Source organism: Variovorax sp. GW821-FHT10D07 (assembly GCF_059415325.1).
In genome coordinates this window covers 299,335-320,293 of the sequence record NZ_JBWKMZ010000005.1, presented here as the reverse complement: position 1 = coordinate 320,293, position 20,959 = coordinate 299,335, and the positions used below count along the sequence as shown (strand labels likewise).

The 20,959-nt window shown below is 68.5% G+C and carries 18 protein-coding genes; 10 read left to right on the top strand and 8 right to left on the bottom strand.

The window, feature by feature from the left end; translation table 11 throughout:
- The first annotated feature begins 26 nt into the window (after positions 1-26).
- A complete protein-coding gene (locus AC07PU_RS18320; RefSeq protein ID WP_495319286.1) occupies positions 27-944 on the top strand; it encodes an AEC family transporter in 918 nt (305 codons plus the stop codon).
- A 339-nt stretch (positions 945-1,283) separates the two neighbouring features.
- Here the strand turns inward: AC07PU_RS18320 and AC07PU_RS18315 are convergent, their stop codons facing one another.
- From AC07PU_RS18315 to msuE, 3 genes are all read right to left on the bottom strand, one after another.
- Entirely contained in the window at positions 1,284-2,309 is a 1,026-nt protein-coding gene (locus tag AC07PU_RS18315; protein WP_490876999.1) for a methionine synthase, read from the bottom strand.
- 94 nt (positions 2,310-2,403) lie between these two features.
- A complete protein-coding gene (locus AC07PU_RS18310) occupies positions 2,404-3,387 on the bottom strand; it encodes a DUF1852 domain-containing protein (protein ID WP_495319284.1) in 984 nt (327 codons plus the stop codon).
- Between the two features lie 49 nt (positions 3,388-3,436).
- Complete coding sequence (gene msuE / locus AC07PU_RS18305) at positions 3,437-4,018, bottom strand: FMN reductase (RefSeq protein ID WP_495319428.1); 582 nt, start codon at positions 4,016-4,018, stop codon at positions 3,437-3,439.
- A gap of 89 nt (positions 4,019-4,107) precedes the next feature.
- Here msuE and AC07PU_RS18300 point away from each other — a divergent pair, with 89 nt between their 5' ends.
- A complete protein-coding gene (locus tag AC07PU_RS18300; protein ID WP_495319282.1) occupies positions 4,108-5,016 on the top strand; it encodes a LysR family transcriptional regulator in 909 nt (302 codons plus the stop codon).
- Between the two features lie 44 nt (positions 5,017-5,060).
- Here AC07PU_RS18300 and queG read toward each other — a convergent pair whose 3' ends face one another.
- On the bottom strand, positions 5,061-6,134 hold the full coding sequence (gene queG / locus AC07PU_RS18295) for a tRNA epoxyqueuosine(34) reductase QueG (protein WP_495319426.1): 1,074 nt from the start codon (positions 6,132-6,134) through the stop codon (positions 5,061-5,063).
- Here queG and tsaE point away from each other — a divergent pair.
- The 3 genes from tsaE (at position 6,120) to AC07PU_RS18280 (ending at position 8,660) form a co-directional block, all read left to right on the top strand.
- Positions 6,120-6,608 (top strand): tRNA (adenosine(37)-N6)-threonylcarbamoyltransferase complex ATPase subunit type 1 TsaE, encoded by a 489-nt coding sequence (gene tsaE / locus AC07PU_RS18290; RefSeq protein WP_057597919.1) that lies wholly within the window; start codon positions 6,120-6,122, stop codon positions 6,606-6,608. The genes queG and tsaE overlap by 15 nt on opposite strands.
- Positions 6,605-8,197 (top strand): N-acetylmuramoyl-L-alanine amidase, encoded by a 1,593-nt coding sequence (locus AC07PU_RS18285; RefSeq protein WP_495319279.1) that lies wholly within the window; start codon positions 6,605-6,607, stop codon positions 8,195-8,197. Before tsaE ends, AC07PU_RS18285 begins: the two co-directional genes overlap by 4 nt.
- Positions 8,198-8,375: 178 nt before the next feature.
- Complete coding sequence (locus tag AC07PU_RS18280) at positions 8,376-8,660, top strand: YMGG-like glycine zipper-containing protein (protein ID WP_057597702.1); 285 nt, start codon at positions 8,376-8,378, stop codon at positions 8,658-8,660.
- A gap of 79 nt (positions 8,661-8,739) precedes the next feature.
- On the opposite strand, the gene AC07PU_RS18275 is transcribed toward AC07PU_RS18280, so the two are convergent.
- Positions 8,740-9,402: a DedA family protein gene (locus tag AC07PU_RS18275; RefSeq protein WP_495319276.1), complete on the bottom strand. Its 663-nt coding sequence runs from the start codon at positions 9,400-9,402 to the stop codon at positions 8,740-8,742.
- Between the two features lie 46 nt (positions 9,403-9,448).
- Here AC07PU_RS18275 and AC07PU_RS18270 point away from each other — a divergent pair, with 46 nt between their 5' ends.
- The 3 genes from AC07PU_RS18270 to AC07PU_RS18260 all read left to right on the top strand — a co-directional run bounded on the left by AC07PU_RS18270 (position 9,449) and on the right by AC07PU_RS18260 (position 12,174).
- Positions 9,449-9,946 carry a GNAT family N-acetyltransferase gene (locus AC07PU_RS18270; RefSeq protein WP_495319274.1) on the top strand — a complete coding sequence of 166 codons (498 nt, stop codon included), beginning with the start codon at positions 9,449-9,451 and terminating at the stop codon, positions 9,944-9,946.
- Between the two features lie 61 nt (positions 9,947-10,007).
- The gene (locus AC07PU_RS18265; protein WP_495319272.1) at positions 10,008-11,222 is read left to right on the top strand and encodes a dienelactone hydrolase family protein; all 1,215 of its coding nucleotides are present in this window, start codon (positions 10,008-10,010) and stop codon (positions 11,220-11,222) included.
- Positions 11,223-11,235: 13 nt separating this feature from the next.
- Positions 11,236-12,174, top strand: coding sequence for a LysR family transcriptional regulator (locus AC07PU_RS18260; RefSeq protein WP_495319270.1), 939 nt, complete (start codon positions 11,236-11,238; stop codon positions 12,172-12,174).
- A 7-nt stretch (positions 12,175-12,181) separates the two neighbouring features.
- On the opposite strand, the gene AC07PU_RS18255 is transcribed toward AC07PU_RS18260, so the two are convergent.
- Positions 12,182-13,534: an MFS transporter gene (locus AC07PU_RS18255; protein ID WP_495319268.1), complete on the bottom strand. Its 1,353-nt coding sequence runs from the start codon at positions 13,532-13,534 to the stop codon at positions 12,182-12,184.
- Between the two features lie 45 nt (positions 13,535-13,579).
- Positions 13,580-15,367 (bottom strand): IlvD/Edd family dehydratase, encoded by a 1,788-nt coding sequence (locus AC07PU_RS18250; protein ID WP_495319266.1) that lies wholly within the window; start codon positions 15,365-15,367, stop codon positions 13,580-13,582.
- A gap of 160 nt (positions 15,368-15,527) precedes the next feature.
- Here AC07PU_RS18250 and mutL point away from each other — a divergent pair, with 160 nt between their 5' ends.
- Complete coding sequence (mutL, locus tag AC07PU_RS18245; protein WP_495319264.1) at positions 15,528-17,456, top strand: DNA mismatch repair endonuclease MutL; 1,929 nt, start codon at positions 15,528-15,530, stop codon at positions 17,454-17,456.
- Between the two features lie 226 nt (positions 17,457-17,682).
- A complete protein-coding gene (locus AC07PU_RS18240; protein ID WP_093354797.1) occupies positions 17,683-18,651 on the top strand; it encodes an alpha/beta hydrolase in 969 nt (322 codons plus the stop codon).
- A gap of 52 nt (positions 18,652-18,703) precedes the next feature.
- On the opposite strand, the gene AC07PU_RS18235 is transcribed toward AC07PU_RS18240, so the two are convergent.
- Positions 18,704-20,950: a xanthine dehydrogenase family protein molybdopterin-binding subunit gene (locus AC07PU_RS18235; protein WP_495319262.1), complete on the bottom strand. Its 2,247-nt coding sequence runs from the start codon at positions 20,948-20,950 to the stop codon at positions 18,704-18,706.
- Positions 20,951-20,959 lie beyond the last annotated feature (9 nt).

Here is a 20,959-nt window from a genome sequence, read left to right as displayed (position 1 = left end):
TGGAATACCCATGGTTTGGGCGGTTTATGCTCGGCGCGGTGAACTACGCGCAGCTGCTTTTCCCCGACTTCTCCCTGATCGCCATCGGCTGGCTCCTGTGCCGCTACACCGCGCTGGACCGCAAGGTCTGGGACCAGGTCGAGAGCCTCGTCTACTACTTTCTTTTTCCCACGCTGCTGTTCCATTCGATCGTGCGCAGCCCGCTCGATTTCGGTGCGACCTCGAGCCTGCTGATTGCGGGCGTGGGCGTGAGCCTGTGCGGCGTGGCGCTGGCCTATGCCCTGCCCTGGGTGCCGGGCATCGGCTCGCACCTCGACCGGCGCGACCACGCGGCGAGCGTGCAGGTCGCGTTCCGCTTCAACTCCTTCATCTGCCTCGCGATGGCCGAGCGGCTCGCGGGACCCGAAGGCCTGCTGCTGATCGCGGTGCTGATCGGGGTGTGCGTGCCGATGATGAACATCGCGGCGGTGTGGCCGATGACGCGGCATGCGCAGACCGGGTTCGCGCGGCAGCTGGTGCGCAATCCGCTGATCGTGGCGACGGTGGCGGGGTTGCTGGCGAACGTGCTGGGGTTCACGGTGCCTGGCTGGCTCACGCCGACCTTGTCGCGGATCGGGGCGGCTTCGTTGGCGCTCGGGCTGCTGGCGGCGGGGGCGGGGATGCAGTTCGCCACGTTGGGGCGGGGGAAGGTGCTGGCCGCTTCGGTGCTTTCGATTCGGCACTTCATCTTGCCGCTGGTGGCTTGGGGGCTGGCTCGGTGGTTGCGGCTGGATGCGGCGCAGGCTTCTGTGTTGATGGCTTTTTCTGCGGTTCCTACGGCTTCGAGTGCTTATGTGTTGGCGCAGAGGATGGGGTACAACGGGGCGTTTGTGGCGGGGTTGGTGACTATGTCTACGGTGTTGGGGGTGGTGAGTTTGCCGTTTGCCTTGGCTTTGCCTCGTTGATCTTCTTGGTCGATCTTCGATGGGTTGCTTTGGTTGCGCTGTTGGCCGGGTCTCGCCCCGGCGGGCGAGTCACTTTCTCTTGTCTCGCCAAGAGAAAGTAACCAAAGAGAAGGCGACCCCACTGTCTGTGTCCCTCCGCTTCGCTACGGGCAACCTGCGGTGCTCGGAGAAAGCGGGGGTCCGCAGAACTCGCTGCACTTCGTTCCGCTCAGACAGCTGCGACCCTGATCCCGCTTTCTCCTGCGCTCCTCGGCACAGCCAGAGGGGATGAGGGTCAACGCGCCGTGGCGCGTCCTTGTGTGTGGGGGAGCGTTGTGTGGCGCGTCCTTCTGGTTGGTGTTACGCCGTGGCTAGCCGCTCCTTTGCCAGCTTGGTGCCTTCTGCGAGGGCTTTGAGCTTGCGCCATGCGACGTCCCTGCCCATCGGGGCCAGGCCGCAGTTCGTGCACGGGAACAGGCGCTCCTTCGGGACGAACTGCAGGGCGCGGCCGATGGTGTCGGCCACTTCCTCGGGGGTCTCGATCGCCTCGCTGGCCACATCGATCACGCCGACCATCACGTCCTTGCCGGCCAACAGGCTCATCAGGTCGGGCGGTACGTGGGAGTGGATGCATTCCAGGCTCACCTGATCGATTCGGCTCTTGGCAAGTGCGGGGAACACCAGCTCGTACTGGCGCCATTCTTCGCCGAGGGTGCTCTTCCAGTCCGTGTTGGCCTTGATGCCGTAGCCGTAGCAGATATGCACCGCCGTCGTGCAGGTCAGGCCCTGCGCCGCGCGCTCTAGCGCCTGCACGCCCCAGTCGGCGGCATCCTTCATGTAGACATTGAAGGCGGGCTCGTCGAACTGGATGATGTCCACGCCATCGGCCTGCAGCGCCAGGGCCTCCTGGTTGAGCAACTCGGCGAAAGCGAAGGCCATCTTCACCTTGTCGCCGTAGAAACGATCGGCGACGGTGTCGACGATGGTCATCGGGCCCGGCAGGGTGAACTTGAGCTTCTTCTTCGTGTGCGCACGCGCCAGCTGTGCCTCGAAGGCATGCACGCGGCCCTTCAGGCGCAGGGCCGAGACCACCTGCGGCACCATCGCGTCGTAGCGGTTGTCGCGGATGCCCATCTTCACCTTGTGCTCGAAGTCGATGCCCTCGACCTGCTCGAGGAAGCCGTGCACGAAGTGCTGGCGCGACTGCTCGCCGTCGCACACGATGTCCAGGCCCGCATCCTCCTGGGCCTTGATCCACAGCAGGGTCGCGTCGGCCTTGGCTTGGCGGAGCGCATCGCCTTCGGCGGCCCATTGAGGCCACAGCTTGTTGGTTTCAGCGAGCCAGGCTGGCTTCGGCAGGCTGCCGGCGATGGAGGTTTCGAACATCTGGATTTTCCTTTTTTTCAAGCGAAGACGGGATGGCGAGCGTACTGCGGGGCCTGTGGGGCCGCGCAGCCGCTCGATGGCATGGGGATGGGGGTCAGACAACGCGATCGGCAACCCACTGCTCGAGAACGTTCCTGTAGGGCTTGATGAAATGCTCCTCCGCGAACTTCCCCTGCTTGACCGCCAGCTGGCTGCGTTCTTCCCGGTCGTAGACGATCTGCGTCAACGAGTAGTCCTGGTTCTTCAGGCTCGGGCTGTAGATTGTTCCGGCCGAGGAATTCGCGTTGTAGATCTCGGGGCGATAGATCTTCTGGAAGGTTTCCATCGTGCTGATGGTGCCGATCAGCTCGAGACTCGTGTAGTCGCCCAGCAGGTCGCCATGGAAATAGAAAGCCAGGGGCGCCACGCCATTGGGCGGCATGAAGAAGCGAACCTGCATCCCCATCTTGGCGAAGTACTGGTCGGTCGAGGACAGTTCGTTCTGCTGGTACTCGGCACCCAGTACCGGGTGCTGGTTTCCGGTCCGCTGATAGGTCTTGCTGGTCGAGGCGCTGATGCAGATGACAGGCGGCTTGCCGAAACGCTCCTTGTAGATGCGCGAGTTGGCGAACTGCTGGAACAGCTTTCCGTGCAGGTCACCGAAATCCTCCGGCGTGCCGAATTCCGCCCGATGGGCGTTGTATTCCGGGAGCAGCACGCTGAAGTCGTAGTCGCGCACGTAGGAAGAGAAGTTGTTCCCCGCGATGCCGTCGATGCGCTTGTTCGTCTTCTTGTCGAGGACGCAGGTCTTCAGTATCTCGATCAGCGGAAACAGGGCATTGCCGCTTTCGGCATCCATGCTCATCTCCACGGAGATGATCTCGAGCTCGACGGCGTAGCGATCTCCCATTGGGTTGTCCCAGTGCGCCAGGTCGTTGAAGCGGTTGTCGATCATCCTCAAGGTGTTGCGCAGGTTCTGTTGCCGGCTCGCTCCCCGGGCCAGGTTGGCGAAGTTGGTGGTGATGCGCGTGCTGTCCGATGGCTGGTAGTTCTCATCGAAACGGATGCTCTTGAGGTTGAAGGCGAGTTCTTTGTTCATTGGGATCCGGCGATCTGATTTTTTTTGAGAGAGAAGACGAATTCCTGTTTCAGGCCAGAGCCACTTCCTCGGCGGCGGAGGGCGAGGTGTGGCGCAGCAATTCGAGCAATGGCAAGGCCCGTTGGACCGCCAGCCTCGACCGCTCGATGAGGGCCGGGTTCCGCAGGCGGTGGTCGACGAAGTCGTTGTCGGTCGCGTAGACACCCAACGGCAAGGTGCGCGCCTGAAAGAAGCTGAACAACGGTCGCAGCTGGTGGTCGATCACCAGGGCGTGGCGCTCGCTGCCGCCGGTGGCGGCCAACAGCACGGGCTTGTCGATCAGGGCGTCCTGATCGATGAAGTCGAAGAAGTGCTTGAACAGTCCCGTGTAGGAGCCGCGATAGACCGGCGTTGCCACGACCAGCACGTCGGCCCGCTCGATCGCCGTCAGTTCCCGCTCCACCGTTTCGGGCAGTTGGGAACGCCAGAGCGCACCGGCGAACTGCGGCGCGAGGGGGCCGAGTTCGATCAGGCGCTGTTCGCAAGGGAACGCGTCGGCGATCAGCTCCATCAGGTGCTCTGCCAGCGCGGCGGACTTCGATGGGCGTTGCAGTCCGCCGGAAACAGCGACGAGACGGAGTGGACGTGTCATTTCTTCTTTCATCTGGATGGATGCTAGTCAGGGGAATCGATGACGTAAAATGGTTTTATTTCAACAATCCATGAGCGGGAGTCATGTGAATGCTTGAACGCCTCCACCTCAGCATCGTTCGGCAGGTCGAACAGCAAGGGTCGCTGACGGCCGCCGCGGGCGTGCTGAACCTGACCCAGTCGGCCCTGAGCCACAGCATGAAGAAGCTGGAGCAGCAGCTGGGCACCGACATCTGGTTGCGCGAAGGCCGAAGCCTGCGCCTGACGCAGGCCGGCCAATACCTGCTGGCGGTGGCGAACCGCGTGCTGCCGCAACTGGACCTGGCCGAGGAGCGCCTGGGCCAGTTCGCGCAGGGCGAGCGCGGTGCGTTGCGCATCGGCATGGAATGCCACCCTTGCTACCAGTGGCTGCTCAAGGTGGTTTCACCCTATCTGGCCGCATGGCCCGACGTGGATGTGGACGTGAAGCAGAAATTCCAGTTCGGCGGGATCGGCGCGCTGTTCGGCTACGAGATCGACCTGCTGGTCACGCCCGACCCGCTCTACAAGCCGGGCCTGAAGTTCGAGCCCGTGTTCGACTACGAGCAGGTGCTGGTCGTGGCCCGGGGCCATGCGCTGGCTTCGGCGCCTTACGTGAAGCCGCGGCAGTTGACCGAGGAGGTGCTCATCAGCTATCCCGTGGACGTCGAGCGCCTGGACATCTACAACCACTTCCTGTTGCCGGCCGGTGTCACGCCCAAGCGCCACAAGGCCATCGAGACCACAGACATCATGCTGCAGATGGTGGCCAGCGGCCGCGGCGTGGCCGCGCTGCCGCGCTGGCTGGTCGAGGAATACGCGGCCAAGATGGACGTGGTGCCGGTGCGGCTCGGCCCGCGCGGCATCGCCAAGCAGATCTTCCTCGGGGCACGCGAGGCGGACACCGCCATCGACTACGTGCGGGCATTCATCGAGCTGGCCCGTCAGCCCGCCATCGCCGTGGCGCGAGAAGCCGGCTGACGAACACCAAGGTCGAACGCAGCCGGCCACTCCAAAGAAAGAACCTACTCGGGAGCGATGGCCCCCAAGGCCCACTCCACGTGCTCCCGAACCAGGGCACTGGAGCCGTCCTTGCGGGACACCAGGGCCTCGCGAGCCCCCTCCTCGCCAGCCCTCAGCGCATTCCCCAGCGCCACCGCGATGTTCCGCAGCCACCGCTCATGGCCGATCCGGCGAATCGGACTGCCCTCGGTCCTGCGCAGGAACTCTTCCTCGGTCCAGGCAAACAACTCGGCCAGGCCGCGCCCCGTCAACCCTTCCCTCGCATCGAAGTCCGGCAACGAACTCTTCTTCGCGAACTTGTTCCACGGACAGATCAGCTGGCAGTCATCGCAACCATAGATCCGGTTGCCCATCAACGTCCGCAGCTCGACCGGGATCGCTCCCCCATGCTCGATCGTGAGGTAGGAGATGCACCGCCGCGCATCGAGCCGCCGTGGCGCCACGATCGCCTGCGTCGGGCATACGTCGATGCAGGCGCTGCAACTGCCGCAGTGCGAGCTCACCGGCTCGCTCTCGGGCAGGACCATGTCGACGTAGATCTCGCCGAGAAAGAACATCGAGCCCGCGTTGCGATCGAGCACCAGCGTGTGCTTGCCGCGCCAGCCCTGGCCGCTGCGCGAGGCCAGCTCGGCCTCGAGCACCGGCGCCGAATCGGTGAAGGCGCGATGCCCGAAAGGCCCGACCTCCTGCGCGATGCGCTCGGCCAGTTTCGCGAGCCGGTTGCGCAGCACCTTGTGATAGTCGCGGCCGCGCGCATACACCGAGACGATCGCCTCGCCGGGCCGGCGCAGGCGTTCGAACTCGATCGCCTGCCAGTCGGGATCGGTGTCGCGCGGCAGGTAGTCCATGCGCGCGGTGATCACGCTCACGGTACCGGGCACCAGCTCGGCGGGCCGCGCGCGCCGCGTGCCGTGCGCGGCCATGTAATCCATCTCGCCATGGAACCCATGGGCCAGCCATTGCATCAGACCGTCCTCGGCGCTCGACAGATCGACGCCCGCGATTCCGATTTGGGAGAATCCGAGTTCCCGGGCCAAGGCCTGAATACGCACAACGAGTGGATGGCTGCTGACGATCACTTGCCGATTGTAGAAATGCGCTGGCGCGACGAGGCCGACACCGAGGCCTTCGCTCGCTCGCTCGCGGCCTCCCCCGCCCTGCGCGATGCCTTCGTCGAACTGCACGGCGACCTCGGGGCCGGCAAGACCACCTTCGTGCGGCACCTGCTGCGCGCGCTCGGCATCACGGGTCGCATCAAGAGCCCGACCTATGCGGTGGTCGAGCCGCACGAGGCGCCCGACGGCCTCGCGATCTTCCACTTCGACTTCTACCGCTTCAGCGATCCGCGCGAATGGGAGGACGCGGGCTTCCGTGACATCTTCGCGGGCCCGGGCCTCAAGCTGGCGGAATGGCCCGAAAACGCGGCGGGGCGCACTCCAATTGCGGACCTAGCTATTAAAATCGAAGCAATGACCGACGACACACGCAGCGTGACACTCCTGGCGAACACACCTCGCGGCGGCGACCTGCTGTCCCACGCCGCCGCATGAAGGCGGGCGGCCTCAAGCGGCGCGTGCTGCTGCAGGGCGGCAGCCTCGCGCTGGTGCTCGGCGTCCATCAGATCGCGCGCGGCGCCAGCATCCTCGCGGTGCGCGTCTGGCCCGCGGCCGACTACACGCGCGTGACCATCGAGTCCGACGTGCGCCTGCATTCGCAGCAGCTCGTGGTCGGCAACCCGCCGCGGCTCGCGGTCGACATCGAGGGCATCGACCTCAGCAGCGAACTGCGCGAGCTGGTCGGCAAGATCAAGCCCGGCGACCCCTACATCAACGGCCTGCGCGTGGGACAGAACGCACCGAAGGTGGTGCGCATCGTGTTCGACCTCAAGCAGACCGTGGCGCCGCAGGTGTTCTCGCTGGCGCCCATCGCCGCCTACAAGCACCGGCTGGTGCTCGACCTCTATCCCGAGAAGGCCATCGACCCGATGGAGGCGCTGATCACCGAGCGCCTGCGCGACGCCCCGCGCACCAGCGGCAGCAACGACACCTCGGTGGCCAGCGCGCCCGCGGTGCCGCCGCCTGCGACGCCGCCCTCGGGCCTGGCACCCGATGGCGGGCCGCCGATCCTCGTGCGGCCCTCGCCCAACGTGCCGGCCCCGCGGCCCGTTCCCACGCCCGTCGCGCCGCCCGCGCGCCCACCCGTCGTCGCGACCGCGCCGCCTCCCGTGCAGGATCCGCTGGGCGATCTCATGGCGCAGCAGTCGATGCGGCCCGGTCCCGCGACGCCGCCGCCGGTGGTCGCGGAGAACCGCCCGCTGCCGATGCCGCCGAGCCCGCCCGCGGCAGCGCCCCGCCCCGTGGCTCCACCGCCGCCGGTGGCGGTCGCGCGCGGCGGTGCCACCACCAGCCGCACCGACCGCATCATCATCGTCGCGCTCGACCCCGGCCATGGCGGCGAGGACCCCGGCGCCATCGGCCCGGCCGGCACGCGCGAAAAAGACATCGTGTTGCAGGTCGCGTTCCGCCTGCGCGACCGCATCAACGCCAGCAGCATCAACGGCAACCCGATGCGCGCCTTCCTCACGCGCGATGCCGACTTCTTCGTGCCGCTGGGCGTGCGCGTGCAGAAGGCGCGGCGCGTGCAGGCCGACCTGTTCGTGAGCATCCACGCCGACGCCTTCACCACGCCGGCCGCGCGCGGCGCCAGCGTGTTCGCGCTGAGCCAGAGCGGCGCCTCGAGCAGCGCCGCGCGCTGGCTCGCCAACAAGGAGAACGACGCCGACAAGGTCGGCGGCGTGAACGTGGGCAACCACGAGGCGCAGGTGCAGCGCGCGCTGCTCGACATGAGCACCACGGCGCAGATCAACGACAGCCTCAAGCTCGGCGGCGCGATGCTCGGCGAGATCAAGGGCATCGGCGCGCGGCTGCACAAGGGCCAGGTCGAGCAGGCCGGCTTCGCGGTGCTGAAGGCGCCCGACATCCCGAGCGTGCTGGTCGAGACCGCCTTCATCAGCAACCCCGAGGAAGAAGCCAACCTGCGCCGCGTGCAGTACCAGGAAGACCTGGCCGACGCGCTGATGCGCGGCATCCAGCGCTATTTCGCGCAGAACCCGCCGCTGGCGCGCAGCCGGCAGCTCTGAGCGGTCTGCGGCCCTGTTTTCAGAGGGCGGCGTGGGCAGCGCCGACCCCGCGCAGGCTCCCCTTCCCACGCTGCGGCCCGGCGCCCCGCACAGGCAGGCGCGGCGGGCTCCTACACAGGATGGAACGCCGTTTTGCAGAAGATCACTCCATCGATTTTTAAACAGAAAGGTGGACATCATGAAAGCACGCATCTGGATTGCCGCTGCGGCGGCCACCTCCGTGATGGCGCTGGCAGGCTGCGCGTCGGGCCCGAACCAGAACCTGGGCACGGGCGTCGGCGCGGTCGGTGGCGCGCTGGTCGGCAATGCGATCGGCGGCAACACCGCCAGCACCGTGGGTGGTGCCGCCATCGGCGGGATCATCGGCAATCAGGTCGGCCGCAATGCCGACGAACGCAACTACTACAACCAGCAGCGCTACCCGCAGGGCAACTACTACCCGCGCAACGGCCCGAACTATTGATCGGCCGGGTGCTTGCCACCCGCACTGCCTGAACGAAAAGAGCGCCCCGCGGGGCGCTCTTTTTTCGTGGGACGCGGCCTCAGGCGCCCTGCTGCGCGCGCGCCTTCTCGGCCCGCGCCGCGCGCCAGGCGCCGAAGATCGCGAGCAGGCCCGGCACGAAGATCAGCGCCCAGATGATCTTGTCGAGGTGCTGGCGCACCAGCGGCAGGTTGCCGAAGAAGTAGCCCGCGGTCGCGATGCCCAGCACCCACAGCAGCGCACCGCCGACGTTGAACATGCTGAACTTGGCGCGGCTCATCTCGGCCACGCCGGCCACGAAGGGCGCGAAGGTGCGGATGAAGGGCATGAAGCGCGCGAGCACGATGGTGATGCCGCCGTAGCGTTCGTAGAAGGCATGGGCCTGGTCGAAGGCCTTGCGGTTGAAGAAGCGCGAACTCTCCCACTGGAACACCTTGGGCCCGAAGTAGCGGCCGATGCTGTAGTTGCACTGGTCGCCGAGGATGGCCGCGATCAACAGCAAGGTGCAGGCGATCGGAAAGCTCATCAGCCCCACGCCGCACAGCGCACCCACGATGAACAGCAGCGAATCGCCGGGCAGGAAGGGCATCACCACCACCCCCGTCTCGACGAACACGATCAGGAACAGGAGCGCGTAGACCCAGGGGCCGTAGGCGATGACGAAGGCCTCGAGGTGCTTGTCGACATGCAGGATGAAGTCGACGAGAAAGCTGATGATTTCCATGGGGGCGGATTATCCTTGCAGCGTCCGCCCCCCGACCGAAGACCCCATGCTGCAACTGCGCCTCGCCGAACCCGCCGACTGGCCCGCGATCTGGTCGGTGCTCGAGCCCACCTTCCGCCGCGGCGACACCTACACCTTCGCGACCGACATTCCCGAGGACGAAGCGCACTCGCTGTGGCTCAACCCGCGCTTGGCCACCTACGTGGCCTGCGATGCGCAGGGCGCGGTGCTCGGCACCTACGTGCTCAAGGCCAACCAGCCGGGCCAGGGCGCGCACGTGGCCAACTGCGGCTACGTGGTGTCCGACGCGGCGCGCGGCCTGGGCGTCGCCTCGGCGATGTGCGAGCACTCGCAGCGCGAGGCCGTCGCACGCGGCTTCCTCGCGATGCAGTTCAACTTCGTGGTCTCGGCCAACGCGCCCGCAGTCCATCTCTGGCAGAAGCTGGGCTTCGCCATCGTCGGCACGCTGCCAGGAGCCTTCCGGCATCCGCGACAAGGTTTCGTCGACGCCTTCGTCATGTACAAGCAGTTGCAGCCGGCCTGAGCCTTCGGGCCCGGGCGCGCGGCATGCAGCGCCACTCACCCACCCCCACTTGGAGACACCCATGACAGGTCAATACATCCAGCTCGCCGCCAAAGACGGCAGCGGCAGCTTCCGCGGCTACCTCGCCGTGCCGGCCTCGGGCCACGGGCCCGGCCTGGTGATCGCGCAGGAGATCTTCGGCGTGAACAAGACCATGCGCGACGTGGCCGACTACTACGCCGAGGAAGGCTACGTGGCGCTGGTGCCCGACCTGTTCTGGCGCCAGCAGCCCGACGTGGAACTGGGCTACAGCGAGGCCGACTGGCAGCAGGCCTTCAAGTTCTACGGCGGCTTCGACGAGGCCAAGGGCATGGAGGACATCCAGGCCGCGCTCGACGTGCTGCGCGACCGGCCCGAGGTGGTCGAGCGCCAGGCTGGCGTGCTGGGCTTCTGCCTCGGCGGCAAGCTGGCCTACCTCGCGGCCTGCCGCACCGATGCCGACGTGTCGGTGGGCTACTACGGCGTGGGCATCGACGCGGCGCTCGAGGAAGCGAAGAACATCCGCAAGCCACTGCTGCTGCACGTGGCCGAGCTCGACAAGTTCTGCCCGCCCGAGGCGCGCGAGCGCATCGTGCAGGCGCTCAAGGGCCATCCGAAGGTGGCGCTGCACGTCTATCCGGGCGTCGACCACGCCTTCGCGCGCGCGGGCGGTGACCACTTCCACAAGCCCTCGGCACTGATGGCGCACGAGCGCAGCATCGCCGCGCTCAAGGCCGCGATCGGCCCGCACTACGACCTCTCGGCGCTGTGGGACAAGCACTGCGAGTACGAGTTCGGCACCCGCAACGTCGACGACACCATGTCGACCATGGTGGCCGAGCCCTACGTCAACCACATCCCGACCATGACCGGCGGCGTGGGCTACAGGAACCTGCATGCCTTCTATACCAACCACTTCGTCAACAGCAATCCGCCCGACACCGCGCTGACCTCGATCTCGCGCACCGTCGGCGCGACGCAGGTGGTCGACGAGCTGCTGTTCTCGTTCACCCACACCACCGAGATCCCGTGGATGCTGCCGGGCGTGGCGCCCACGGGCCGGCGCGTGGAGGTGCCGCTGCTCGCGGTCATCAAGTTCCGCGGCGACAAGCTCTACCACGAGCACATCTACTGGGACCAGGCCAGCGTGCTGGTGCAGGTGGGGCTGCTCGACCCGAAGCTGCTGCCGGTGGCCGGCATCGAGACGGCGCGCAAGCTGCTCGACGAGACCCTGCCCTCGAACACGCTCATGCCCTGAGCACGCGCGCCGCATGAAGAAGATCGACCCGCGGCTGCTGCAGGCCTTCGTGGCCGTCGCGCGCGAGGGATCGGTGTCCAAAGGCGCGCAACGCCTGTTCCTCACGCAGCCGGCGGTCAGCCTGCAGCTCAAGGAGCTCGGCGCGCTGGTCGAGCTCGAGCTGTTCCAGCGCACGCCCACCGGCCTGCTGCTGACGCGCGACGGCGCGGCGCTGCTGAACCACGCGGAACACGCGCTCGAAGGCCTCAACGATTTCGCGATCGCCGCCGAGCGCATGAAGGGTGGCGTGCGCGGCGCGCTGCGCATCGGCACCATCCTCGACCCCGAGTTCACGCGCCTGAGCGGCCTGCTCAAGGAGCTGGTGACGCTGGCGCCCGAGCTCGAGACCGAGCTGCACCACGGCACCAGCGGCGAGGTGCTCGCCAAGCTGCTGAACAAGGAAGTCGACGTCGGCTTCTACCTCGGCGATCCCGACGCGAGCGACCTGCCGCAGGCCAGCTCGGCCTCGCGCCGCAGCGAGGGCAAGGCCTTCCATTCGATCGTGCTCACGCGCTTCAGCTACCAGGTGATCGGCCCGCCGGGCTGGGGACCGCAGGTGATGGGCCGCGACTGGCCCGACCTGAGCTGCCTGCCCTGGGTGCTGGCGCCGGCGACCTCCTCGCATTCGCGGCTGCTGGCGCCGGTGCTGCAGGCGCGCGGGCTGGTGCTGAAGAAGGCGGCGCAGGCCGACCAGGAGTCGTCGATGCTCGCGCTGGTGCGCGCGGGCGTGGGCATCTCGCTGGCGCGCGACGCGGTGGCGCTGCGCGCCAGCCAGCGCGACGGGCTGGTGATCGCTGACCAGGTCGGCATCGAGAGCGACCTGCGCTTCGTCTGCCTCGCGGGCGCGCTGCGGCGCCCCGAGGTCGACTGCGCGATGCAGGCGCTCGCGCGCGCCTGGCGGCTGTCGCTCTGAACCGGCCTCAGGCGCGCGGCAGCGCCGAGCCTTCGAGCGCCGTGCCGGGCCGCGAGGCCTCGCGCGGCGCGGCGGCCACCGTGCGCCAGCCCCTGGGCATCAGCGCCAGCATCAAGGCCGCGAGCAGCGCCGCGCCGCCCAGCGTGTAGAGGCCGGCGGCCGAGCCGCCATGGTTCTGCTCGACGTAGGTGCGCAGGCTCGGCGCCACGAAGCCGCCGAGGTTGCCGATGGAATTCACCAGCGCAATGCCGGTGGCGATGCCCAGGCCCGACAGGCGCTCCGACAGGAAGGCATAGAAGATCGGCGTGCCCGACAGATAGGTCGAGGCACCGATCGACAAGGCCGCGATCGCGAAGATCGGCGAACCGTGCGCCGACAGGCAGACGCACACGCCGAACACCGTGTAGAGCGAGGCCACCGTGAGGCGCCGCCGCTCGTGGTGCCGGTCCGACCAGCGCGTGACGAAATAGACGACGAACAACGCCAGCAGCCACGGGATGCTGGTGACGAAGCCCACCATCAGCCCGATCTTCTGGCCGAGGATCTGCGACACCTGGCTCGGCAGGTAGAAGATCAGGCCGTAGGCCGCGATCTGCACGATGAAGAAGTTCAGCGCGAAGAACATCACCTTCGGGTTGCGCAGCGTCTGCATCACGGTGTGCGGGCTGCCGGCCGCCTTCTGTGCCGCCTCCTGGTCGAGCACGGCCTGCAGCGCATCCTGCTCCGCGGGCGCGAGCCACTTCGCGGCATGCGGCCGGTCGACGATCACGAAGAAGGCCGCGATGCCGACCACCACCGCCATCGCGCCCTCGATCAGGAACATCCACTCCCAGCCCTTGAGCCCGCCGATGCCGTGCATCTCGAGCAGCGCGCCCGACACCGGCCCGCCGATCACCAGCGCGCCCGCGAAGCCGAACAGCAGGATGCCGTTGGCCTGCGCCCGCACCTTGGCCGGGAACCAGTAGGTCAGCGTGAGCAGCACGCCCGGATAGAAGCCGGCCTCGGCGATGCCGAGCAGGAAGCGCAGCAGGTAGAACGAGGTCTCGGTGGTCGCGAACATCATGGCCGAGGCCACCAGGCCCCAGCTCACCATGATCCGGCTGAGCCAGATGCGCGGGCCGACACGCGTCATGATCACGTTGCTCGGCACCTCGAAGATGGCGTAGCTCACGAAGAAGATGCCGGCGCCGAGCGCGAAGGCGCCGTCGCTGAGGCCGGTGTCGATCTGCAGCGCGTTCTTCGCGAAGCCGACGTTGACGCGGTCGAGGATCGACATGATGTACATGAGGATCAGCATCGGCAGCAGGCGCCAGCGCGCCTTGTGGACGGCGGCGCCGACCAGGGGGCTGTAGGGATTCATCGTTGTTGTCTCCTGAAAAAATTCTCGGGATGAAGCGCGTTCTGGCTAGTGGTTGCGGCGCGGAATCCCCGCGGTCTGCGCCACGCGCTGGTACTTGACGGCCAGCTTGAGCACCATGCCCTCGGACAGCGTGTCGACCATCGCGCGCTGGATCTCCTGCCACGGCGTCTGGCTCGCGGGGATCGGGTAGCCGCCCGCGGCCTCGAGCTGGCGCGCGCGGGAGCGCAGTTCCTCGTCGTCCACGAGCATGTCGACGCGACGCGCCTTCAGGTCCACGCGCACGCGGTCGCCGGTGCGCAGCAGCGCCAGGCCCGCGCCCGCCGCGGCCTCGGGCGAGGCATTGAGGATCGAGGGCGAGCCCGAGGTGCCCGACTGCCGGCCATCGCCGATGCAGGGCAGCGCCGAGACGCCGCTCTTGAGCAGGTGCGCGGGCGCGCGCATGTTCACCACCTCCGACGAGCCCGGGTGCCCGATCGGTCCCACGCCGCGCATGAAGAGGATGCAGGAGGCGTCGATGTCCAACGCCGGGTCCTCGATGCGGCGCTCGTAGTCCTCGGGGCCGTCGAACACGATGGCGCGGCCGACGAAGGCATCGGGGTCGCCGGGCGCGCTCAGGTAGCGCGCCCTGAACTCGTCGGAGATCACGCTGGTCTTCATGATCGCGCTGTCGAACAGGTTGCCCGACATCACGAGGAAGCCGGCGTTCTGTCGCAGCGGCGCCTCGAAGGGGCGGATCACGTCGGTGTCCTTCACCGGCGCCTGCGCGCAGTTCTGCGCCAGCGTGCGGCCCGTGACCGTGAGCGCGCCCTCGCGGATCAGGCCGTGGCGATGCAGCTCGGCCACCACGGCCGGCACGCCGCCGGCGCGGTAGAACTCCTCGCCCAGGTACTTGCCGGCCGGCTGCATGTCGAGCAGCAGCGGCACCTCGAGCCCCACGCCTTCCCAGTCCTGGATGACCAGGTCCACGCCCGCATGCTTGGCGATCGCGATCAGGTGGATCGGCGCATTGGTCGAGCCGCCGATCGCCGAGTTGACGACGATCGCGTTCTCGAAAGCCGCGCGCGTGAGGATGTCCGAGGGCTTGAGGTCCTCGCGCACCATCTGCACGATGCGCCGCCCGGTCTCGTAAGCCATCTGCCCGCGCTCGCGGTACGGCGCCGGAATCGCGGCGCAGCCCGGCAGGCTCATGCCCAGCGCCTCGGCCAGCGCGTTCATGGTCGAGGCCGTGCCCATCACGTTGCAATGGCCGATCGAGGGCACGGTGGAGCCGACCAGGTCGATGTAGCCCGGGAAATCGATGCTGCCCTTGGCGAACAGCTCGCGCGCCTTGAACAGCGTGGTGCCGGTGCCGGTGCGCTGGCCGTCGTGCCAGCCGTTGAGCATCGGCCCGCCCGACAGCACGATGGCCGGGATGTTCGCGGTGGCCGCGGCCATCAGCGCGGCCGGGGTGGTCTTGTCGCAGCCGGTGGTCAGCACCACGCCGTCGATCGGGTAGCCGGTCAGCGTCTCGACCAGGCCCAGGTAGGCCAGGTTGCGGTCGAGCGCGGCCGTGGGCCGGCGGCCGTTCTCCTGGATCGGGTGCATCGGGAATTCCATCGCGATGCCGCCCATCTCGCGGATGCCGTCGCGCACCCGCTGCGCGAGCTCGCGGTGGTGCCGGTTGCACGGCGTCAGGTCGGAGCCGCTCTGCGCGATCGCGATGATGGGCCGGCCGGACTGCAGCTCCTCGCGCGTCAGGCCGTAGTTGAGGTACCAGGCCAGGTGGAGGACCGAGAGTTCGCTGTGCTCGGGGTTGTCGAACCAGGCGGCGGAACGGAGGGGGCGGGTGGTCATTGGAGGTCTTTCTCGAAGGGCGTTCTCGTGGAGCGGCCGGAGCTTAGGGAGAGCGCCGCGCGAGCGCCAATGAGATCGGTTGCGAGGCCGTATAAGCGCTGCAAATACAGCCGATGCCCCGCCCGGGGGTCCGGTCCGGGCCAGCTTCTAGAATGGTTCGGTGAGCGCCCTTCCCACCTCCTCCCTCCCGCCCGCCGAACGCCGCCCGATCCGCGAACTCCCCGACGAGCTGATCAGCCAGATCGCCGCGGGCGAGGTGGTCGAGCGCCCGGCCTCGGTGGTGCGCGAGCTGCTCGACAACGCGCTCGACGCGGGCGCGACGCAGGTCACGGTGCGGCTGGCGGCCGGCGGCGTGCGGCTGATCTCGATCGAGGACGACGGCCTGGGCATCCCGCGCGAGGAACTCGTGGTGGCGCTGCGGCGCCATGCCACCAGCAAGATCGCGAGCCTCAACGACCTCGAGACGGTCGGCACCATGGGCTTTCGCGGCGAGGCGCTGGCCGCCATCAACGCGATCGCCGAGCTGAGCCTGCAGTCGCGCGCGGTGGGTGCCGACGGCGCCTGGTCGCTCGACGGCCGCACCGGCGAGCTGCGCCCGGTGGCGCGTTCGCGCGGCACCACCGTCGAGGTGCGCGAGCTGTTCTTCGCGACCCCGGCGCGGCGCAAGTTCCTCAAGACCGATGCCACCGAGCTCGCCCACTGCATCGAGGCGGTGCGCCGCCATGCGCTGGCGCGACCCGACGTGGGCTTCTCGGTCTGGCACGACGGCAAGCTGGTCGAGCAGTGGCGCGCCAGCGAGCAGCGCGAACAGCGCCTGGGCGATGCGCTCAGCGAGGATTTCGTGGCGCAGAGCGTGGTCGTCGAGCACGTCGGCGGCCCGGTGCGCGTGGTCGGCCGCGCCGGCATTCCCGATGCCGCGCGCTCGCGCGCCGACCACCAGTTCTTCTACGTCAACGGCCGTTTCGTGCGCGACAAGGTGCTGTCGCACGCGGTGCGCAGTGCCTACGAGGACGTGCTGCACGGCCAGCGCCAGCCGGTCTACGTGCTCTACCTCGAGATCGACCCCGCGCGCGTCGACGTGAACGTGCACCCGACCAAGATCGAGGTGCGCTTCCGCGACGGCCGCGAGGTGCACCAGGCGGTGCGCCATGCGGTCGAGAACGCGCTGGCCGCGCCCCGCGCCGGCGACGCCACGCAGGCGGCCCAGGCGCAGCAGCCCTTCTTCAAGCCGGTGTCGCCGGTCACGACCGGCTCGTGGTCGCAGCCCGCCATCAATTTCAGGGCCGCCGAGCGCGGCGCCGGCGATTTCGAGGCCATGTGGCCGCGACGCGCCAGCGAGACCCTGCTGGCGCCGGAATCGTCTTCGGCCCACTGGCCCGTGCTGTCCGATTCCGGCGTCGGCGCGGCGCCCGCCGCCACCTTCGGCACCCAGGCCCCGGCCGCGCCGTTCCAGGCTCCCGCGGGCCTCGCGGCCGAGTCCCAGGCGCTGGCCCACAACGACGAAGCCTGGCCGCTGGGCCGCGCGCTGGCGCAGTTGCAGGGCATCTACATCCTGGCCGAGAACAGCCAGGGCCTGATCGTGGTCGACATGCACGCGGCCCACGAGCGCATCGTCTACGAGCGCCTGAAGACCCAGCTCGACGGCGCCGCCATCTCGAGCCAGCCGCTGCTGATCCCGGCCACCTTCGCCGCCACGCCCCAGGAAGTGGCCACGGCCGAGGCCTGCACCGGCGTGCTGGCCACGCTGGGCCTGGAGATCACGCCCTTCTCGCCGCGCACCTTGGCGGTGCGCGCGGTGCCCGGCACGCTGGCCGACGGCGACCCGGTCGAGCTCGCGCGCAGCGTGCTGGCCGAGCTGTCGCAGCACGACGCAAGCACCGTGGTGCAGCGGGCCCAGAACGAATTGCTGTCGACCATGGCCTGCCACGGCGCGGTGCGCGCCAACCGCAAGCTCACGCTCGACGAGATGAACGCCCTGTTACGCCAGATGGAGGCGACCGAGCGTTCGGACCAGTGCAACCACGGCCGTCCGACCTGGCGCCAGCTCTCGATCCGGGAACTCGACGCCCTGTTCATGCGCGGTCGCTGAGCCAAATCCGCACCAAAAGCCATCCCAAAAGCCGCCAACTGGCGGCTTTTTGAGGGTTTTTCCGGGTTTCGGGCCGTCATCCGCATGGCGGGCACGCACGTTGCATGGTGAGTTCGCCAAAGACGCCATGAAGCGCTGGCCAGGGAGGTGTCGAAATGCACGTCGGCGTGTTTCGGCAGAAAGCAGATGAACTTTTTCGCCGGCTTCGCTGTCCCTCATTCCCATGATGAAACGCTGGACCCTCCTCGCGTCAGTCCTTTCGCTTTGCGCCATTCTTGCCGCCGGCTGCTCGACCTTCGACGAGCAGCAGCGTGAATGGATCTTCCAGCCCAGCGACCGCAGCTGGGGCAACACCGCCACCATGGCCCAGGGCATGCAGGACGTGTGGATCGACTTCCAGTCCTCCATCACGGGCGAGCCCGCGCGCCTGCACGGCCTGTGGCTCGGCGGCGAGCCCGAGACCACCGACACCCCGGTGCTGCTGTACCTACACGGCGCACGCTACAACGTGGCCGGCTCGGCCCCGCGCATCCAGCGCATGCACGAGCTGGGCTTCTCGGTGCTGGCCATCGACTACCGCGGCTTCGGCAAGAGCTCCAAGGGCCTGCCCTCGGAGGAATCGGCGCGCGAGGACGCCCGCGCCGCCTGGACCTGGCTGGCCGCGCGCCATCCGCGCCAGCACCGCTACATCTTCGGCCACTCGCTGGGCGGCGCCATCGGCATCGACCTGGCCGCACGCGTGAACGACGAGAGCGGCACCATCGTCGAGAGCACCTTCACCTCGATCGCCGACGTGGTCGGCAGCTTCAAGTGGGGCTGGCTGCCCTTCCGGCCCTTCATCACCCAGCGCTTCGAGGCCATCGACAAGGTCAAGGACATCGGCGCGCCGCTGCTGGTGGTGCACGGCACCGCCGACAGCCTGATCAACCCGACCCTGGGCCGCAAGCTCTACGACGCGGCCACCGTGCCCAAGCTCTTCGTGCTGGTGGAAGGCGGCTCGCACCACAACACCAACTCGGTCGGCGAGGCCCAGTACCGCGCGGCGCTCACGCAGCTGTTCCGCATGAAGCCGGACAACATGGTGGCGCGCAACCAGCCCAAGCTGTCGCCGCCCTCGCCGGCGCTGCCGCCCGCGGTGTCGCCGCAGGACGTGCGCGGCGAAGCGCGCGCGAGCACCGCGCCCGCGGCGATCTAGCAGCGTCGCCGGTCCGTGCCCGAGGGCACGGACCTTTCTCACCGCACCGTTTTCAGGCCAGGTCGAACGGCAACTGCCGCAGCGGCTTGCCCGTCAGCTGCGCCACGGCATTGGCGAACGCGGGCGCCAGCGGCGGCAGGCCCGGCTCCCCCATCCCCTTGGGCGCATCGGCGCTCGGCACGATGTGGATGTCGAACTCCGGCACCTGCGTGATGCGCGCCACCGTGAAGTCGCCGAAGTTGCCCTGCTGCACCACGCCGTCCTTCAGGGTGATCGCGCTGCCCGGCAGGCAGGTCGACAGCCCCATCACCGCCGCGCCCTGCACCTGCGCTTCCACGCTGCGCGGATTGACGGCCAGGTTGCAGTGCACGCCGCTGGTCACGCGGTGCAGCACCGGCTGGCCGTCCTTGACCGAGGCTTCCACCACGTAGGCCACCACCGATTCGAAGGACTCGTGCACCGCCACGCCCCAGGCGCGGCCGTCCGCGAGCTTCTTCTTGCCGTAGCCGCTCTTGTCGACCGCAAGCTGCAGCGCGGCGCGATGGCGCGGATGCTTGTCGCCGAACAGCTGCATGCGGTAGGCCACCGGATCCTGCTTCGTGCTGCGCGCGATCTCGTCGATCAGCGTCTCCATCACGAAGGCGGTGTGGGTCGAACCCACGCTGCGCCACCACAGCACCGGCACGTTGAGCTGCGGATGGTGCACCGTCAGGCGCATCGGCAGCGGATAGGGATCGCGCATGCCCTCGACCGCCGTGGCGTCGATGCCGTCCTTCACCATGGCGCCGGCGAACACCGTGCCCGCGGTGATGGACTGGCCCACGATGACGTGGTCCCAGGCGAGGATCTTGCCGCGCTCGTCGAAGCCGATGCGCGCGCGATGCAGGTGCATCGGCCGGTAGTAGCCGCCCTTGATGTCGTCCTCGCGGCTCCACAGCAGCCGCACCGGCACGTCGAGGCCGGCCGCGCGCGTGGCCTTGGCGATCTCGCAGGCCTCGACCACGAAGTCGCTGGTGCTCACGAAGCGCCGGCCGAAGCCGCCGCCCGCCATCTGCACGTTGACCTTCACCTGCGCGGGCTCGAGCTTCAGCGCGCGCGCCGCGGCGAAGCCGTCGAGGTCGGCGGACTGGGTGCCGACCCACAGCTCGGCGCGACCGTCCGACAGCTTCACCGTGCAGTTCAGCGGCTCCATCGGCGCGTGCGCCAGGTAGGGAAACACGAACTCGGCCTCGAGCTTGCGCGGCGCATTGGCCAGCGGCGCCATGTCGGCGTCGAACTTGCGCGGGCCGGGGCGGCCTGCCAGTTCGCGGTACTGGGCCAGCTGCTTGTCGGAGTCGACCTTCTCGACGGCCGCCGTGTCCCATTGCAGCTTGAGCGCGTCGCGGCCCAGCTTGGCGGGCCAGTAGCCGTCGGCCACCACCGCCACGCCCTCGGCGCCGCGGTCCAGCGGAATGCGCACGACGGCCTTCACGCCCTTGACGGCGCGCGCGGCGCTGTCGTCGACCGAAGCCAGGCGGGCGCCGAACACCGGCGGATGGGCCACCACCGCCGTGAGCTGGCCCGGATGCTTGACGTCGATGCCGAAGTCCTGCCGGCCGCTGCTCTTGGCGGCCGCGTCGAGGCGCTGGGTCGGGCGGCCGATGATGCGGAAGTCCTTCGGGTCCTTGAGCACCACCTTCTCGGGCACCGGCAGCGCCATCGCCGCCTCGGCCAGTTCGCCATAGCTCGCCTTGCGCCCGCCCGGGCCGAGCACCGTGCCGGCCTGCGTGCGCAAGGTGGAGGCATCGACCTTCCAGCGCGCCGCCGCGGCCGACAGCAGCATGGCGCGCGCGCGGGCGCCGAGCTCGCGGTACTGCACGAAGCTGTTCTTGATGGTGTTCGAGCCGCCGGTCAGGTGCATGCCGAAGAAGGGATCGGCGTAGGCGGCGTCGTTCGTGCCGCTGCGGCTGCGCACCAGGGCCCAGTCGGCGTCGAGCTCCTCGGCCAGGATCATCGGCAGGCCGGTCTGCACGCCCTGGCCGAACTCGAGCCGGTTGATGGTCACCATGACCTCGCCGTTGGGCGCGATCTGCACGAAGGCCAGCGGCTGTTGCGTCGGCTTGAGGCCGCCGGCCGCCGGGGCCGCGCCACCGGCCTGCGCCAGGGCGAGGTGCGGGAAGGTGCCGAGCGCGAAACCGCTCGCGCCGACGATCTTGAGGAAGCTGCGGCGCGGCAGCGCGGCGGGCTCGTCGGCCGCGGGGCGGGCCATCAGGCGTTGCAGCGAACGCGGCAGGTCGTGGTAGTCGATGTGGGGCAGCATGGCTTTTCC

What these genes read in the sequence shown, in the direction of transcription:
- msuE (WP_495319428.1), bottom strand. Translation starts at nt 4,018, where the DNA reads ATGACACGTCCACTCCGTCTCGTCGCTGTTTCCGGCGGACTGCAACGC.
- AC07PU_RS18315 (WP_490876999.1), bottom strand. Translation starts at nt 2,309, where the DNA reads ATGTTCGAAACCTCCATCGCCGGCAGCCTGCCGAAGCCAGCCTGGCTC.
- AC07PU_RS18235 (WP_495319262.1), bottom strand. Translation starts at nt 20,950, where the DNA reads ATGCTGCCCCACATCGACTACCACGACCTGCCGCGTTCGCTGCAACGC.
- AC07PU_RS18250 (WP_495319266.1), bottom strand. Translation starts at nt 15,367, where the DNA reads ATGACCACCCGCCCCCTCCGTTCCGCCGCCTGGTTCGACAACCCCGAG.
- AC07PU_RS18285 (WP_495319279.1), top strand. Translation starts at nt 6,605, where the DNA reads ATGAAGGCGGGCGGCCTCAAGCGGCGCGTGCTGCTGCAGGGCGGCAGC.
- AC07PU_RS18275 (WP_495319276.1), bottom strand. Translation starts at nt 9,402, where the DNA reads ATGGAAATCATCAGCTTTCTCGTCGACTTCATCCTGCATGTCGACAAG.
- AC07PU_RS18255 (WP_495319268.1), bottom strand. Translation starts at nt 13,534, where the DNA reads ATGAATCCCTACAGCCCCCTGGTCGGCGCCGCCGTCCACAAGGCGCGC.
- AC07PU_RS18265 (WP_495319272.1), top strand. Translation starts at nt 10,008, where the DNA reads ATGACAGGTCAATACATCCAGCTCGCCGCCAAAGACGGCAGCGGCAGC.
- AC07PU_RS18320 (WP_495319286.1), top strand. Translation starts at nt 27, where the DNA reads ATGCTCGGCGCGGTGAACTACGCGCAGCTGCTTTTCCCCGACTTCTCC.
- AC07PU_RS18280 (WP_057597702.1), top strand. Translation starts at nt 8,376, where the DNA reads ATGAAAGCACGCATCTGGATTGCCGCTGCGGCGGCCACCTCCGTGATG.
- AC07PU_RS18300 (WP_495319282.1), top strand. Translation starts at nt 4,108, where the DNA reads ATGCTTGAACGCCTCCACCTCAGCATCGTTCGGCAGGTCGAACAGCAA.
- AC07PU_RS18310 (WP_495319284.1), bottom strand. Translation starts at nt 3,387, where the DNA reads ATGAACAAAGAACTCGCCTTCAACCTCAAGAGCATCCGTTTCGATGAG.
- AC07PU_RS18240 (WP_093354797.1), top strand. Translation starts at nt 17,683, where the DNA reads ATGAAACGCTGGACCCTCCTCGCGTCAGTCCTTTCGCTTTGCGCCATT.
- tsaE (WP_057597919.1), top strand. Translation starts at nt 6,120, where the DNA reads ATGGCTGCTGACGATCACTTGCCGATTGTAGAAATGCGCTGGCGCGAC.
- AC07PU_RS18260 (WP_495319270.1), top strand. Translation starts at nt 11,236, where the DNA reads ATGAAGAAGATCGACCCGCGGCTGCTGCAGGCCTTCGTGGCCGTCGCG.
- AC07PU_RS18270 (WP_495319274.1), top strand. Translation starts at nt 9,449, where the DNA reads ATGCTGCAACTGCGCCTCGCCGAACCCGCCGACTGGCCCGCGATCTGG.